The 14,620-nt window shown below is 48.5% G+C and carries 15 protein-coding genes; 10 read left to right on the plus strand and 5 right to left on the minus strand.

Annotated features, from left to right (window positions below):
• Nucleotides 1-16: 16 nt before the first annotated feature.
• Nucleotides 17-511 carry a putative pterin-binding protein gene (locus MY052_RS11235; RefSeq protein WP_248538823.1) on the minus strand — a complete coding sequence of 165 codons (495 nt, stop codon included), beginning with the start codon at nt 509-511 and terminating at the stop codon, nt 17-19.
• Nucleotides 512-912: 401 nt separating this feature from the next.
• Nucleotides 913-1,785 (minus strand): LysR family transcriptional regulator, encoded by an 873-nt coding sequence (locus MY052_RS11240; RefSeq protein ID WP_123651948.1) that lies wholly within the window; start codon nt 1,783-1,785, stop codon nt 913-915.
• Between the two features lie 115 nt (nt 1,786-1,900).
• Here MY052_RS11240 and MY052_RS11245 point away from each other — a divergent pair, with 115 nt between their 5' ends.
• Genes MY052_RS11245 through MY052_RS11255 form a run of 3 tightly spaced genes read left to right on the plus strand, consistent with a single transcriptional unit; the run spans nt 1,901 to nt 3,657 of the window.
• The gene (locus MY052_RS11245) at nt 1,901-2,617 is read left to right on the plus strand and encodes an AzlC family ABC transporter permease (protein WP_248538824.1); all 717 of its coding nucleotides are present in this window, start codon (nt 1,901-1,903) and stop codon (nt 2,615-2,617) included.
• On the plus strand, nt 2,614-2,922 hold the full coding sequence (locus tag MY052_RS11250) for an AzlD family protein (RefSeq protein ID WP_115074122.1): 309 nt from the start codon (nt 2,614-2,616) through the stop codon (nt 2,920-2,922). The genes MY052_RS11245 and MY052_RS11250 overlap by 4 nt, the downstream gene beginning before the upstream one ends.
• Nucleotides 2,923-2,961: 39 nt before the next feature.
• Nucleotides 2,962-3,657 carry an alpha/beta fold hydrolase gene (locus tag MY052_RS11255; protein WP_338033455.1) on the plus strand — a complete coding sequence of 232 codons (696 nt, stop codon included), beginning with the start codon at nt 2,962-2,964 and terminating at the stop codon, nt 3,655-3,657.
• Between the two features lie 148 nt (nt 3,658-3,805).
• Here the strand turns inward: MY052_RS11255 and MY052_RS11260 are convergent, their stop codons facing one another.
• Nucleotides 3,806-4,522: a YebC/PmpR family DNA-binding transcriptional regulator gene (locus MY052_RS11260; protein WP_035894539.1), complete on the minus strand. Its 717-nt coding sequence runs from the start codon at nt 4,520-4,522 to the stop codon at nt 3,806-3,808.
• Between the two features lie 381 nt (nt 4,523-4,903).
• Here MY052_RS11260 and MY052_RS11265 point away from each other — a divergent pair, with 381 nt between their 5' ends.
• Nucleotides 4,904-5,662, plus strand: coding sequence for an AraC family transcriptional regulator (locus MY052_RS11265; RefSeq protein WP_248538930.1), 759 nt, complete (start codon nt 4,904-4,906; stop codon nt 5,660-5,662).
• Here the strand turns inward: MY052_RS11265 and leuA are convergent.
• Entirely contained in the window at nt 5,656-7,326 is a 1,671-nt protein-coding gene (leuA, locus tag MY052_RS11270) for a 2-isopropylmalate synthase (RefSeq protein ID WP_248538931.1), read from the minus strand. The two genes, MY052_RS11265 and leuA, sit on opposite strands and share 7 nt — an antisense overlap.
• Before the next feature lie 368 nt (nt 7,327-7,694).
• Between leuA and MY052_RS11275 the strand changes: the two genes are divergently transcribed.
• Nucleotides 7,695-8,405 carry a YnfC family lipoprotein gene (locus MY052_RS11275; RefSeq protein ID WP_123651952.1) on the plus strand — a complete coding sequence of 237 codons (711 nt, stop codon included), beginning with the start codon at nt 7,695-7,697 and terminating at the stop codon, nt 8,403-8,405.
• Between the two features lie 49 nt (nt 8,406-8,454).
• On the opposite strand, the gene MY052_RS11280 is transcribed toward MY052_RS11275, so the two are convergent.
• Nucleotides 8,455-8,793: a DUF1283 family protein gene (locus MY052_RS11280; RefSeq protein WP_035894544.1), complete on the minus strand. Its 339-nt coding sequence runs from the start codon at nt 8,791-8,793 to the stop codon at nt 8,455-8,457.
• Between the two features lie 149 nt (nt 8,794-8,942).
• On the opposite strand from MY052_RS11280, the gene MY052_RS11285 reads away from it, so the two are divergent.
• From MY052_RS11285 to uxaC, 5 genes are all read left to right on the plus strand, one after another.
• On the plus strand, nt 8,943-9,269 hold the full coding sequence (locus tag MY052_RS11285) for a YnfA family protein (protein ID WP_035894545.1): 327 nt from the start codon (nt 8,943-8,945) through the stop codon (nt 9,267-9,269).
• Between the two features lie 184 nt (nt 9,270-9,453).
• Nucleotides 9,454-10,668, plus strand: coding sequence for a starvation-sensing protein RspA (rspA, locus tag MY052_RS11290; RefSeq protein WP_035894546.1), 1,215 nt, complete (start codon nt 9,454-9,456; stop codon nt 10,666-10,668).
• A gap of 13 nt (nt 10,669-10,681) precedes the next feature.
• The gene (locus MY052_RS11295) at nt 10,682-11,701 is read left to right on the plus strand and encodes a Zn-dependent oxidoreductase (protein WP_248538826.1); all 1,020 of its coding nucleotides are present in this window, start codon (nt 10,682-10,684) and stop codon (nt 11,699-11,701) included.
• Between the two features lie 50 nt (nt 11,702-11,751).
• Complete coding sequence (locus tag MY052_RS11300) at nt 11,752-13,128, plus strand: MFS transporter (RefSeq protein ID WP_248538827.1); 1,377 nt, start codon at nt 11,752-11,754, stop codon at nt 13,126-13,128.
• An 85-nt stretch (nt 13,129-13,213) separates the two neighbouring features.
• The gene (uxaC, locus tag MY052_RS11305; protein ID WP_248538828.1) at nt 13,214-14,620 is read left to right on the plus strand and encodes a glucuronate isomerase; all 1,407 of its coding nucleotides are present in this window, start codon (nt 13,214-13,216) and stop codon (nt 14,618-14,620) included.

Below are 14,620 nucleotides of genomic sequence, written 5' to 3' on the forward strand. Positions count from 1 at the left end.
ATGTTCGCCAGAACTCCTACTCGATACTCATTCTGCTGACTTGCCAGGCCGATCTAGAATAATAAACCTGATTATTCAGTTCAGGTAAGCTGTCATAGGGGTAAACAATAAATAGAGGGCCTTTATCACGGACGCGCATATATTCTCCGTTGATTTTTAAGGCAAGCATGACATTGTATTTTTTGAAGTCACTAAGCGGGATAACGGTAGTGTAGTCATTGAGCGCAGTGACCTTAACTACAGAGCCTTTTGCGCCGACGTAATCCATGAGTTTTTGCAGGGAGATGCCCGTAAACGTCGTACGTCCATTATACCAGGGAGAGGTGGTCTGAAAACTCATCATGCCCAGTTTCTCAAGGCTGGCGGTGTCAAAAACGGCTTTTCCGTCAGCATTGGTATTTGCAATATTACCGGTCAGTGTTAAAAGCACTTTACCCTCGGGCTTGGGAAGCGTTCCAGCCCAGATCTGGGTGGAGATCACAACGCTCAATAACATAACAATTAACCGCATTTTAACCTTACCTATCGACTGGATGTTAAGGAATTATAATTTAGTTAACATACTATTTATATAAGCTAACCGGCTATTATTGATATGACAAATACTTGGCGTTGGTTAATTGATTTAAATCAATGAGATAACTAAAGCTAATGGTCTAATTTTTGAGTAAAAACGGTCAGTGAAATAATTAAAACGCGTTGTTTTTATTGTGTCTGTATGAAAAACAAACCAAGGATAAGCGTGGTGTAAATAAAGGCATACAAACATAAAGGTCTATTAGTTTGAGCTGTCATAGGGAACGCTGATTGGCGGAAATGAACGCTGTACTGCGCTTCCTATTTCGGCTTTGGACGTGACGTGGGCAGGGGGGGTGAGCGAGAAGCATACGTTGGAACATTTATTAAATAATCTCAACTGTAGACTTTTCTAGCCCTTAATGTTCTGAGTAGCAAATCATACAAACTATCCACAGCAGAAGACCCCTGAGAAGCGCGGCTTCTGAACAATGATACTTCCATAGGCTCAAGGGGCCCCAAAAGATGTTCACTGCCAAGCACCTGCAGATGAGGTGGAACGCTGCATTGTGTCAAAACGGCAACAGCCAGGCCACTTTCAACTGCTGTAATCTGTCCTGACAGACTTGAGCTGTTATATACCACTTTATATCTCCGCCCCTGAAGTGCTAATGCATTGATAGCACTACGTTTAGCAAGACTTGTGCTTTCATAAACTGCAATAGGTAATGGGTCGCGCCTCCAGACTTCAAACTGCGGAGACCCCACCCACACCATCGGTTCATAAAATAATAACGAGCCCTGGCCAGGATGTTCCCGGGAGACCAGCGCCAGGTCGAGGTCGCCACTCTCGACGCGAGGAATTAATGACGTCGATTGTTCGCAGCTAAGTTCAATTTCGACTGACCCAAAGTTAGGAGCGAATCTCTTTAGAGCCGGAGTCAGGTATTTTGCCGCATAGTCATCAGGAACTCCCAGACGAATGCGTCCTGTTAACTCTTTGCCGTGGAATGCAGCCTGGGTTTCAGAATGAAGATCGAGCATCCTTCTGGCATACCCCAACAGTTTCTGACCCTCAGGTGTGAGTTGATTCTGACGTGGACCACGAAGTAGAAGCTGACATCCTAATGCCGTTTCGAGCTTTTTGAGCTGCATGCTGACAGCAGACTGTGAACGATGAACTTCCGGTGCTGCAGCCGAAAGTGACCCCGCATCTATCACTGCAACAAAGCATTTAAGCCAGTCTATCTGTAGATCCTGATAATACATTTGCGACCTTTATCATTCGATAATCAAATAGCAATATACATTATTATGCGTTTTTCTTGTTTATACTACATTGGCATAGTGCCTTCCTGTTGGCTTTTATTTTCAGGAAATCACGATGTCTCAGGCAACGCGCAGCATCCCAAATTTATCTCGACTAAATCGACCACTGATATGGTCTGGTTTTCAACAACTTATCCCGGTTTCTCTCTTTGTCTCCATTTTTGGCGCCGCTTTTGGCTTGGCCGCAGCACAAGCGGGTGTGGGGCATCTGACGGCAACGGCGATGAGTCTGTTGGTCTTCGCCGGCTATGCACAATTCGCCGCGTTAGACCTTTGGGGGACTCAAATCCCTTTATTCACCCTTATGGCAACAGTGTTTGCCATTAACGCCAGACATCTGTTGATGGGAGCAACCCTATACCCGTGGTTGTGGCCTTTATCACCAGCAAAACGCTACGGGATAATGATGGTTGCCTCAGATGCTAACTGGGCTATGTCCATTCAGGCATTCAATAGGGGAAAACCTGGGCTGGGCTTACTCTTTGGCGGTGGACTCGCGCTATGGCTTTTTTGGGTTATTGGTACGGTGGCGGGGCTGTATTTTGGTAGCGCCGTCCAGGACCCTAAAAGTTATGGTCTTGATATGGTGATGGGGTGCTTTCTGCTCTCTATGGTGTTTGAAGGCGAAAGAAATCTCAGAATGGTTGCTATCTGGATTGTCGCGGCAGCGTCATCGCTGATGGCTTATCAATGGTTACCGGAAAATAGCCATGTGATCGTTGGCGCGCTCGCCGGTGGCATAGCTGGAGTGCTGATGAGGAAGAAAAAATGACTATTGAAACGACGGGTATGGGCCCACTGATGATTGTTATTGTGATGGCTCTGGTTACGCTTGCAACCCGATGGGGCGGTGTTTATGTTATGTCATTCATTTCATTTAACAACAAAATCAAAGCTTTTATTCAGGGAATGTCAGGTTCCGTGCTTGTGGCCATTTTAGCTCCCGTTGCATTAACAGGCGACAAAGGTTCGCAGATGGCACTGCTGACCACCGCGATGATGATGTTGGTTTTTAGCAGACCGTTGCTCGCTATTACTTTTGGCATTGTTGTCTCAGCACTGGTCAGATATTTTTAATGGAAATGAGTTAGTCCTCTGATGCGTTTGGCGAAAAACATGAATATAAAACCTCGTACGATTGTCCTGGTTCCGGGTTATATGCTTGATGAAAATCTGTGGAGCCGATTTGAAACGTATTTGCCGCCGCATTTTAAGGTCCATTATGCTTCCCTCAATGGCGGGCAAACCATACGTGATATAGCCAGGCATATGAGTACTTATCTGCCCGGAAAATTTACTTTGATAGGTTTTTCGCTAGGCGGGTACATTGCCAGACAGTTTGCTGCGGATTTTCCGGAACGCGTGGAGTCTTTGGTACTGATTGCCAGTTCGTTACGGGAAGATACGCCGCGACAGGTGGAGTCGAAGCGGCAAAGCATCCAGTCATTGTCTTCCAGAACGTTTAAGGGGTTGAGCAACCATGCTATTGCTCGCTCACTACACCCTCGAAATGCGTCAAATCTGGATATGATATCGAATATTCAACAAATGGGATGCCGTCTTGGATTTGAAGCCTTCGTTACGCAATCCAGCTTGCTAAGGCAAGATATTCCTGCCGCGACGCTATGCTGCCGAACGCTGGTCATTGCGAGCAATGACGATGTAATACGCTCAATGACTGAGGCAAAGGAACTGGTCGATACCATTCCTCATGCGTCGTTAAGGATTATCACTGGGAGTGGTCATATGGTTCCACTGGAGCAGCCTCAGGCGCTGGCAAATAGGGTGTCTGCATGGCTCGAGGATATTTAAATTGAGCGCATTTTAATTTTTTCATCAGAGAGCCAGAGCCAAAGACTTCAATAAATATAGATTATTTCGGTAAGTTTTTATCTAATTATTATAACAATGCTATAAGATAAAGAAATCTGCCATAACGACAGATTTCTTTAAATGAAAATTAGAGATTCGCAACGTTATGATATACTTTCTGTACATCATCGTCAGCTTCAAGGCCATCAACAAGACCTTCAAAGATTTCTAAATCTTCTGGTGAAAGTTCAATTTCTGATTGCGCAATTAATTCTAATTCTGTTGTTGAGAACTCGGTAATGCCAGCAGCTTTTAGCGCTGCAATGCCTTTATGAAGGTCTGTGGCTTCAGTATAAACAACGATGTTGCCTTCTTCTTCGGTGACATCGCGAACATCAACTTCAGCATCAAGCATGATTTCAAAAATACGGTCAGGGTCTGTGCCTTTAAAAACAATCACCCCAGTGTTATCAAACATATAGCTGACAGAACCAGCTGCTCCGATATTGCCGCCTTTTTTATTGAAAATGTTGCGGACGTTAGCAATCGTACGGTTAACGTTCGAGGTCAGCGTTTCAGCAATAATCATGGAGCCGCTTGGACCAAAGCCTTCATAACGCCCAGGTACGAAGGTCTCATCTCCGCCACCTTTGGCTTTATCAATAGCTTTATCAATAACGTGCTTAGGGACTTGAGCTTGTTTTGCTCGTTCAATAACGAACTTTAAAGCTGAGTTCGATTCTGGGTCTGGTTCACCTTGCTTAGCCGCAGCATAGATTTCTACGCCGAATTTTGCATAAACATTAGACGTTGCCCCGTCTTTAGCCGTTTTTTTAGCAACAATATTGGCCCATTTACGTCCCACTGGAATGCTCTCCTCGAAAATTTATTTACATTTTTGACAGGGTATTAACCTGTATATTCTTCTTTGATATTATATCATAACAAGTAAAATCTCGTCTATGAGAAAAGAAAATACATCCATTTTACGAGATGTTATTTTAATTTAATTAAGGGTTCACATAGTGGCTGATTTATTTAATTATTTTGGTCTGTTTTTCTTTTTTAATTATTAATGACTAGATTGTAGTGGCAACAATATATACTCAAGATAAACGGAAGCGGGGGCTATGAATACCTCTGTGTTCCACGCTACAGCGTTACCTTTTACCGCGAACGGTCTACACCATACTTCCTTACATTACAATTTCTATGCTACTTTCATTTCTTTTTCAGAAATAAAATGATGACGACGAGCCTTCAGTTTAACTTCTCTACGCGGCCATTGGTTCCTTTTGCCCATGATTACCCTCACGGTGCGACGGAACCCTGGCATCGTCATGATTGCGCGCAGTTGCTGCACACGCTGAGTGGTGTCGTAAGGGTCGAAACGGAGCAGGGATACTGGATTGTCCCGCCTAGTCGGGGTGTATGGTTGCCAGCAGGGACGTATCATTGCCTTAAGATAACAGGCAACGTTGCCGCCAGAACCTTGTTTATCGATCCTTTTGCCCGGGCTGACTTACCTTCAGTTTGCCAGGTTGTTCAGATTTCAGATTTGCTGCGAGAATTGATTATTAATTCGTTGTCGTTGCCCACACATTACGCAGCCGGAACCCGTGAAGAAAGAATCTATGAACTGATTCTGGATGAGATCCGCGTAATGAACGTGCTGCCGTTTAATCTTCCTGAACCAAAAACACCCGCACTACAGACGCTGTGTCAGCAGATTCAGAACGAACCCGGTAAATCCTGGACCGCCGCGATGGCCGCGGCCCAGCTCAACGTGAGTGAGAGAACGTTGTTACGGCATTTCCAAAGACAAACGGGGCTGTCATTCAGCGAGTGGGTGCGGCGCGCAAAATTGATGATTGCCCTCAATTATCTTGCCCAGGGGCAATCGGTTTTACGCGTGGCGCTGGAACTCGGGTATGAAAGCCACAGCGCATTTAGTGCCATGTTCCGTCGTATTCTGGGGGCTTCCCCAAGTGATTACTTTCAGTAGCGTGGATAAAGTGACACGGCATTCAGCAATGCCTGCAATGACGCTCGGGCGACGTCGTTGTTGATGCACACACCCCAGCGGCTTTCACCATCGGCAAACGTACAGTAAATATAGGCCGCAGACCGACTCTCGTTATGTCTGCCGAGCGTATGCTCATGATAGTCTTCAATCGTGAAGGCCAATTTACACTGCGATTTCAGTGCATCGGCGGCAGCTGAAAGCAACCCATTACCTTTTCCCTTTAACGCTATGGTGCCATCTGCTGTTTGAATTCGCGCACGAAGCGACGTTCCGCCGTCCTCCAGGCTTTCACTCTGGTATTCCAGCAATTGCCACTCGGCTGTTTGAAAGCGAATATAAAGCTTACGGAATAAGTGCCAGATATCCGCCAGCGTCATTTCGCGACCATCGCTATCCGTCTGTCTTTGCACATGGTGGCTAAAGTCCTGCTGCAGACGGCGCGGGAGTTTGAGACCGTGATTTTGCTCTAATATCCATGCCGCACCGCTTTTCCCTGACTGGCTGTTAACGCGAATCACTGCTTCGTAGCTGCAGCCAATATCGTTTGGGTCGACGGGAAGGTAAGGCATTTCCCAGCGCTCACTAGCGGATTGTCCCCGTGCGGTGAATCCCTTTTTGATAGCGTCCTGGTGCGAACCAGAAAAGGCAGTAAAGGCGAGTTTACCGGCATAAGGATGACGCGGATGGACAGGCAACTGGTTACATTGCTCGACCACTTCGACGACGTGTTTCATATCGCTAAAATCAAGTTTCGGCGATATTCCCTGACTGTAGAGGTTCATTGCGAGCGTAACCAGACACACGTTTCCCGTGCGCTCACCGTTGCCAAACAGACACCCCTCTACGCGGTCTGCGCCTGCGAGTATGGCCAACTCCGCGCTGGCGACACCGCTTCCGCGGTCATTATGCGGGTGCACGCTGATACAAACTGCATTGCGTCGTGAAAAATGGCGGCAAAAATACTCTATCTGATCGGCGTACACATTCGGGGTATTCACTTCAACGGTCGCAGGCAGATTAATGATCATTTGCCTTTCAGGGGAGGGTTCCCAGACATCAGCGACCGCTTCACAAATTTGCAGGGCAAAATCAGGCTCGGTAAAACAAAATGTTTCCGGGGAATATTCATAGCGCCATCGGGTCTGTGGGTTAGCTTCACACAGTGCGCGAATTTTTTGCGTTGCGCTTGCAGCCAACTGGATGATTTCTTCTTTGCTCTGGCGGAACACCAGTTCACGGAAAAGGGGCGCAGTAGCGTTATACAGGTGCACTGTCGCGCTCTCCGCGCCATCAAGCGCTGCGAAGGTGCGTTCAATCAGATCGGTACGCGCCTGGGTGAGCACCTGAATTGTGACATCTTTTGGTATCAGGTTGTCTTCAATCAGTTGGCGAACAAACTGGAAATCGGTCTCTGACGCGGCAGGAAAGGCCACTTCAATCTCCTTAAAACCACATCTGATCAACAGCTCCCAGAAACGTAATTTTCGTGCTGAATCCATCGGTTCCGCCAACGCCTGATTACCGTCGCGCAGGTCGGTGGAAAGCCAGCGTGGGGCCTGAGTTAGCTGTTTATTCGGCCACTGGCGGTCAGGCAGCGAGATGGGAATATGGGGGGAATATTTTTGCGATGGTTCTTGTAACATGGCGACTCTCCTTTGCGTTCGACTTCCTTTATCCTGCTCAATCAACAGGCGGATTACCGACGCAAAGGTGACAACCTATGTAGCGAAACCGTCAGGTTACAGGTAGACCAAACTAAACTACGCTTAGTTTCTGCTCAAAGCCTTCGTGTAAGCATCACGGTTCTATTCCCCTTTAAAGTAATGGGGAACATCCTGGTAACGGCTATGCTACGATATTGATTAATATAGCCATACTATAAATACATTCATGCCAGAACACCGGGGCTCATAGCCAGAAAGCGTGCCCATGAGCGAACGTGCGGGTTAAGGTACGAATTGTTATTAACGTGCTAATAGAACTGGAAAAATTTCTAGAACAGGATTGTGACGTGAAGAAACTGATCTTACTGGCCTGCGTGATGACCGTACTCGCCGGCTGTGATAACAATAATCCCCCTGCGGCATTCACCCCAGAAATGGCAAGTTTTTCTAATGAGTTTGATTTTGACCCGCTGCGCGGCCCGGTTAAGGATTTCAGCCAGACGTTGCTCAATGAGAAAGGTGAGGTGGCGAAACGCGTGAGCGCGCAGCTGTCACAGGAAGGGTGTTTCGACCTGCTTGAATTTCATGATATTGAGCAGGATACCGGCGCGCTGCTGGTCCTGAATGCTAACTATTACCTTGATGGTGTCACCCATGAAAAGCGTGTCCTTCTTCAGGGGAAGTGCCAGCTGTCTGAGTTTCCGTCGGCGGGCGTCAAATGGGAGACCGATGACAATGGCTTCGTGGTGAAAGCGCTCGGTAAGGACGGCGAGGTGGACTACCATTACGATAGTGAAGGTTATCCGCTGGGCAAGGTGTCAACGCAAAAAGGTATCACGCTGTCGGTTATCTCAACGCCGTCGCAGGACGCCCGTAAAAAGCTCAACTACACCGCGGTGAGCCTGCTCAATAAGAAGCCGGCGGGAAACGTAACCCAGAGCTGCGACTATGACCGACATGACAACCCTGTGAGCTGCGATCTGACCATCGTTGACCAGAGTGTGACCCCATCGGTCACTGAACATTACACGATTAAGAACACCATTCAGTATTATTAAGCTAATGATATTGAATAGAAAAGGGCGCTAAATAGCGCCCTTTTTAATATTATCTGATGACTCGTCCGGTTGAGCGGTCAAGGCAGCGTAGGGTATTTGGCTCCCAGTACGCGTTCACGTTGGTGCTTTTCAGGCAGTTGTCACGGGCATCAAAAGCAACATCTGCTTTATCCCACTCTTTTTCAGCGCGTTTGTTAACTTTCTGACGCAGCTGACGGGTGTCGTTCCATTGCTCTTTATCCATCGCCGCGTTCTGGCGACTCTGTGCGCTATCGCCAGATTCAATAACCAGTTTGTTGGTTTCAGCAGAAGCAGAGGCGGTGTACACAAAGGCACCCAGCGTCAGCATAGCCGTCAGGCACAGGCGTTTGCTAAGTGTAATTTTCATCGATGAGTTCCTTTAACGTAGTGAAAACGATAACTCCTTAAGCCAGTCTACTACAACTCTCACCACCGGCATACCCGTGAAAATAGCGTGGTCGAATGTGCTTGATATTTGAGTATGATAGGCCATTCGTATGTTGATGATGAATAACGATGTTAAAGACTTCTCTACTCTTTTTTGCCACCGCGCTGTGCGAAATTATTGGCTGTTATCTCCCGTGGCTTTGGTTGAAGCGGGGAGCGACGCCTTTGCTGCTGGTCCCTGCGGGGCTTGCGCTGGCGATGTTTGTCTGGCTTTTAACGCTGCATCCCGCTGCCAGCGGCCGCGTGTATGCGGCCTACGGTGGCGTTTATATCTTCACCGCGCTGCTGTGGTTGCGGGTTGTCGAAGGTGAAAAACTCACCGTGTACGACTGGCTCGGCGCCGTGGTCGCGCTGTGCGGAATGTTGATTATTGTCGCCGGTTGGGGACGTAGCTAATATGCGGCCTGAGAGGGCCGCACTGCCTCATTTCTCTTCGTATTTTCCCATCATTTCTCTCGCAACCCACCGCTGAATTTTTGTGATCTTCACTGGTAATTTTCGATTTTTATACTTGTATGGTAGTAGACTGAGGCGTAAGTTCGCCTCACTAACCGATGAGATGTGAATTTAAGGATTGAAGATGAAAATTGTGGGTGCTGAGGTTTTTGTAACCTGTCCTGGACGTAACTTCGTCACGCTGAAAATTACCACCGATAGCGGCTTGGTTGGCTACGGTGACGCAACGCTAAATGGTCGCGAACTGCCCGTTGCCTCCTACCTGAAGGATCATCTGTGCCCGCAGCTGGTGGGGCGCGATGCGCACCGCATTGAAGACATCTGGCAGTTCTTCTACAAAGGCGCCTACTGGCGTCGCGGCCCGGTGACCATGTCCGCTATCTCGGCGGTTGATATGGCGCTGTGGGACATTAAAGCCAAAGCCGCCAATATGCCGCTATACCAGTTGCTGGGTGGCGCATCCCGCGAAGGCGTGATGGTTTACTGCCACACGACCGGTCGTACCATTGATGAAGTGCTGGAAGATTACGCGCGTCATAAAGAGATGGGATTCAAAGCCATTCGCGTGCAGTGCGGCGTACCGGGGATGAAAACCACCTACGGGATGTCCAAAGGTAAAGGTCTGGCCTACGAACCCGCTACCAAAGGGCAGTGGCCGGAAGAGCAGCTGTGGTCGACCGAGAAATACCTCGACTTCACGCCGAAACTTTTTGATGCCGTACGTAGCGAGTTCGGTTTTGACGAACACCTGCTGCACGATATGCACCATCGCCTGACCCCAATTGAAGCGGCCCGTTTTGGTAAGAGCATCGAAGATTACCGCCTGTTCTGGATGGAAGACCCAACGCCGGCCGAGAACCAGGAGTGCTTCCGTCTGATTCGCCAGCACACCGTTACTCCGATTGCGGTTGGCGAAGTGTTCAACAGCATCTGGGATTGTAAACAGCTGATTGAAGAACAGCTGATTGACTATATCCGCACCACCATTACCCATGCGGGCGGCATCACCGGTATGCGCCGTATTGCCGACTTTGCCTCACTCTATCAGGTACGCACCGGTTCTCATGGACCATCGGATCTCTCTCCAGTTTGCATGGCGGCTGCGCTGCACTTTGACCTGTGGGTACCAAACTTCGGCGTGCAGGAATATATGGGGTATTCCGAGCAGATGCTGGAAGTCTTCCCGCATAGCTGGACCTTCGATAACGGTTATATGCACCCTGGCGACAAACCAGGATTGGGCATCGAGTTTGATGAAAAACTGGCAGCAAAATATCCGTATGAACCTGCCTACCTGCCGGTAGCACGACTGGAAGATGGCACGCTGTGGAACTGGTAATAAGGAATCCAGAATGAAAAGCATAGTGATTAAAGAGCCAAATGCGCTCGTGATTGAAGAACGGGAACGGGCGGAGCCCGGAATCGGCGAAGTGCGCGTAAAAGTAAAATTGGCGGGTATCTGCGGTTCCGATAGCCATATTTACCGCGGCCACAACCCGTTTGCCCGTTACCCACGCGTTATCGGGCATGAATTCTTCGGCGTGATTGATGCGGTTGGCGAAGGTGTCACCGATAAGGAAATCGGCCAGCGCGTATGTATCGACCCGGTCATTAGCTGTGGTCATTGCTATCCGTGCTCGGCGGGGAAACCTAACGTATGTACTTCTCTGGTGGTGCTCGGTGTCCATCGTGATGGTGGCTTTAGCGAATATGCGGTGGTACCGGCAAAAAATGCCTGGTTGGTCGCCGACAATATTGCCGACCACCATGCGGTGATGGTTGAGCCTTTTACCATCGCGGCGAACGTTACCGGACAGGTTAAGCCAACGGAAGCTGACGTGGCATTAATTTATGGCGCAGGCCCGATGGGATTGACGACCCTGCAGGCGCTCAAAGGCGTCTATCACGTTAAACAAGCGATCGTCGTCGATAGAATAAATGAACGATTGGCGATGGCAGAGCGTTGCGGTGCTGACTGGGTTATCAACAATGGTGATAAACCGCTTGCGGATTGGCTGGAAGAAAAGGGGATCAAACCGACGCTTATTGTCGATGCCGCTTGTCATCCAACGATTCTGCAGGAGGCCATTACGCTGGCTTCTCCGGCGGCGCGTATTGTGCTGATGGGCTTCTCAAGCGACCCATCGACAATTACCCAGCAGGGCATTACCGGTAAAGAGCTGTCCATTTTCTCCTCACGCCTGAATGCGAATAAATTCCCAGTGGTACTGGAATGGCTGGAAAAAGGGTTAATTGAACCTGATAAATTAATAACGCATTACTTCGATTATCACCATGTAATTGATGCAATCGAACTGTTTGAGAAAGACCAAAAATCTTGCTGTAAGGTCCTGCTTACGTTCGATAAATAAAATTAAATAATGCGATTGAGCTGTTCGCATCTTACCTGGATATGACTGCAATGACGCAATTAACACATGAAAGAACGACATCTGATTTAGTGAGAGCCGCTGTTTCTGGTTGGCTTGGAACTGCATTGGAGTTTATGGATTTTCAACTCTATTCCTTAGGTGCGGCATTAGTTTTTCATGAGATATTTTTCCCAGAACAGTCTGCGGCAATGGCATTAATTCTGGCGATGGGGACCTACGGCGCGGGATATATTGCGCGCATTATTGGTGCCGTTATTTTCGGCAAGATGGGAGACCGCGTAGGACGTAAAAAGGTGTTATTTATTACCATCACCATGATGGGAATATGTACTACCTTGATTGGCGTGTTACCCACCTATGCACAGATTGGCATTTTTGCTCCTGTACTGCTGGTGACATTACGCGTCATTCAGGGGCTGGGTGCCGGTGCTGAAATTTCAGGTGCGGGGACGATGCTGGCGGAATATGCCCCCAAAGGCAAACGTGGGTTAATTTCGTCATTAGTCGCGATGGGTACAAACTGCGGAACGCTGAGCGCGACCGCTATCTGGGCCGTGATGTTCTTCTTGCTCGATCGTGAAGCGCTGGTGGCGTGGGGCTGGCGCGTGCCTTTCCTGGCAAGCGTTGTGGTGATGATCTTTGCTATCTGGCTGCGTCTGAATCTGAAAGAGAGCCCGGTATTTGAGAAAGTCAGCGAAGGGGACGCTTTGGTTAGCCACTCTCCGGCGAGTGATAACACCATTGGCGCTATGCTTCGCAGTAAATCTTTCTGGCTGGCCACTGGACTTCGATTTGGTCAGGCGGGGAACTCAGGGTTAATTCAGACCTTTCTTGCGGGATATCTTGTACAGACACTGCTGTTTGATAAAAAGATCCCAACAGATGCGCTAATGATTAGCTCCATTATCGGCTTCCTGACGATTCCACTGCTCGGTTGGTTGTCGGATAAATATGGTCGCCGGCTGCCTTACATCTTACTGAGCATTTCAGCCATTATTCTTGCGTACCCTATGCTGGCTATTATCGTGGATAAAACCTACAGCGCTAGCGTGATTATGCTGTCAATTATCATTATCCATAATTTCGCGGTGCTGGGGCTGTTTGCATTGGAAAATATTACGATGGCAGAAATGTTTGGCTCTCGTAATCGTTTTACTCGCATGGCTATCTCGAAAGAGGCGGGTGGTCTGGTGGCTGTTGGTTTTGGACCGGTGCTTGCAGGTATTTTCTGCAACATGACGGGTTCCTGGTATCCGATTGTTATCATGCTGGTTTGCTATTCGCTGATTGGCCTTATTTCTGCATTGATGATGCCGGAAGTTTGCGACCGCGACCTTAGCCTTGCCGCAGATGCAGCCGATATGCAGTCTGCAGAAGAGAAAAAAACCAACCAACAATATGCTTAAAACACTGCCCATCGCTTTAGGGTGATGGGCTGTTAATTATAAAAATGACATCCTCAACCCATACACATTAGGTTAATAAAATATTATGAGCTTTATTAACGATCGATTCATGATCGAGAGTGACGTTGGTGCTCGGTTATATAAAGATGTAGCCACTCAATTGCCGATTATCGACTATCACTGTCACCTTGATGCAAAAGAGATCTACGAAAACAAGAACTTCGATAATATCACCCAGCTATGGCTGGCCGGAGACCATTATAAATGGCGCGCAATGCGTGCTAACGGTATTTCAGAGCATTATATTACCGGGGCGGCAACGGCGGAGGAGAAATTTAAAGCCTGGGCGGAAACCGTAGAAGCTGCTTTCGGTAATCCGCTGTATCACTGGACCCATCTGGAACTGAATAAATATTTCGGCTGCAATGACATGTTGAGCAGCGAAAACTGGCAGCAGGTAATGCAGCATTGTAATCAACAAATTACAACCGATGACTTTAAACCGCGCCGCCTGATTGAACGTTCGAACGTGGCCGTGATTTGCACCACCGACGCACCGTTGGACTCGCTGGAATATCATCGCCTGCTCAAGCAGGATGCCACCTTCAAAACACAGGTGCTGCCAACGTTCCGCCCGGATGACCTTTTTATCGAAGACGCGCAGGCATTTTCTCAGTTTGCCGACAAACTCGCGCAGATAACGGGAACGGAGACTCACGCTTTTGGCGACTTCTCGGCGGCATTGGCTAAGAGAATCGATCATTTCCACGAAACAGGGTGCCGCATCTCGGATCATGGCCCTGTCACCATCGAGTATCAGCCAGCGGATGCCGCCTGCATCGACGCCTTGTTCAGCAAGAAGCGTCACGGCGAATCGCTGAGCCTTCATGAGACCGCGCAGCTCAATAGCGCTCTGTTTGTCATGTTGGCCCGCGAATACAAAAAGCGCGGCTGGGCGATGCAAATTCACTTTGGCGCCATCCGCAGTAATAACACTCAGATGTTGCGCAAGCTGGGGATCAATACCGGCTTTGACTCTGTTGCCGATCAAACTCATCTGGCCGCGGGATTAAACCGCCTGCTGGACGCCATGGCGCGGAATAACGGTCTGCCAAAGACCATTCTTTATAACCTGAATGCCAGCTACAACGACGTGGTTGCGACCACTATTGCCAACTTCCAGTCGGGTGAAGACGGCGTGAAATCCCCAATGCAATTTGGTTCTGGCTGGTGGTTTAACGATACCCGTCGTGGCATGGAAAATCAGCTCAATAGCCTGGCTGACCAGGGATTATTAATGCACTTTGTCGGCATGCTGACGGATTCCCGTAGCCTGGTGTCCTACACCCGCCATGATTATTTCCGCCGTATTCTTTGCAACTTAATTGGTGGTTGGGTTGACCGCGGCGAGGTTCCTGATAATGAGAGGATCTTAACGCGGATGATTAAAAATATTTGTCACGATAACGCCGTTAATTATTTCCGATTCTAA

The organism is Kluyvera ascorbata (assembly GCF_023195735.1).
Taxonomy (GTDB): domain Bacteria; phylum Pseudomonadota; class Gammaproteobacteria; order Enterobacterales; family Enterobacteriaceae; genus Kluyvera; species Kluyvera ascorbata.

Excerpts from the sequence above, each read along its gene's own strand:
- uxaC (WP_248538828.1), top strand. The coding sequence starts at position 13,214 with ATGAGCTTTATTAACGATCGATTCATGATCGAGAGTGACGTTGGTGCT.
- MY052_RS11245 (WP_248538824.1), top strand. The coding sequence starts at position 1,901 with ATGTCTCAGGCAACGCGCAGCATCCCAAATTTATCTCGACTAAATCGA.
- MY052_RS11235 (WP_248538823.1), bottom strand. The coding sequence starts at position 511 with ATGCGGTTAATTGTTATGTTATTGAGCGTTGTGATCTCCACCCAGATC.
- rspA (WP_035894546.1), top strand. The coding sequence starts at position 9,454 with ATGAAAATTGTGGGTGCTGAGGTTTTTGTAACCTGTCCTGGACGTAAC.
- MY052_RS11295 (WP_248538826.1), top strand. The coding sequence starts at position 10,682 with ATGAAAAGCATAGTGATTAAAGAGCCAAATGCGCTCGTGATTGAAGAA.
- MY052_RS11250 (WP_115074122.1), top strand. The coding sequence starts at position 2,614 with ATGACTATTGAAACGACGGGTATGGGCCCACTGATGATTGTTATTGTG.
- MY052_RS11300 (WP_248538827.1), top strand. The coding sequence starts at position 11,752 with ATGACGCAATTAACACATGAAAGAACGACATCTGATTTAGTGAGAGCC.
- MY052_RS11280 (WP_035894544.1), bottom strand. The coding sequence starts at position 8,793 with ATGAAAATTACACTTAGCAAACGCCTGTGCCTGACGGCTATGCTGACG.
- MY052_RS11265 (WP_248538930.1), top strand. The coding sequence starts at position 4,904 with ATGACGACGAGCCTTCAGTTTAACTTCTCTACGCGGCCATTGGTTCCT.
- leuA (WP_248538931.1), bottom strand. The coding sequence starts at position 7,326 with ATGTTACAAGAACCATCGCAAAAATATTCCCCCCATATTCCCATCTCG.
- MY052_RS11255 (WP_338033455.1), top strand. The coding sequence starts at position 2,962 with ATGAATATAAAACCTCGTACGATTGTCCTGGTTCCGGGTTATATGCTT.
- MY052_RS11240 (WP_123651948.1), bottom strand. The coding sequence starts at position 1,785 with ATGTATTATCAGGATCTACAGATAGACTGGCTTAAATGCTTTGTTGCA.
- MY052_RS11285 (WP_035894545.1), top strand. The coding sequence starts at position 8,943 with ATGTTAAAGACTTCTCTACTCTTTTTTGCCACCGCGCTGTGCGAAATT.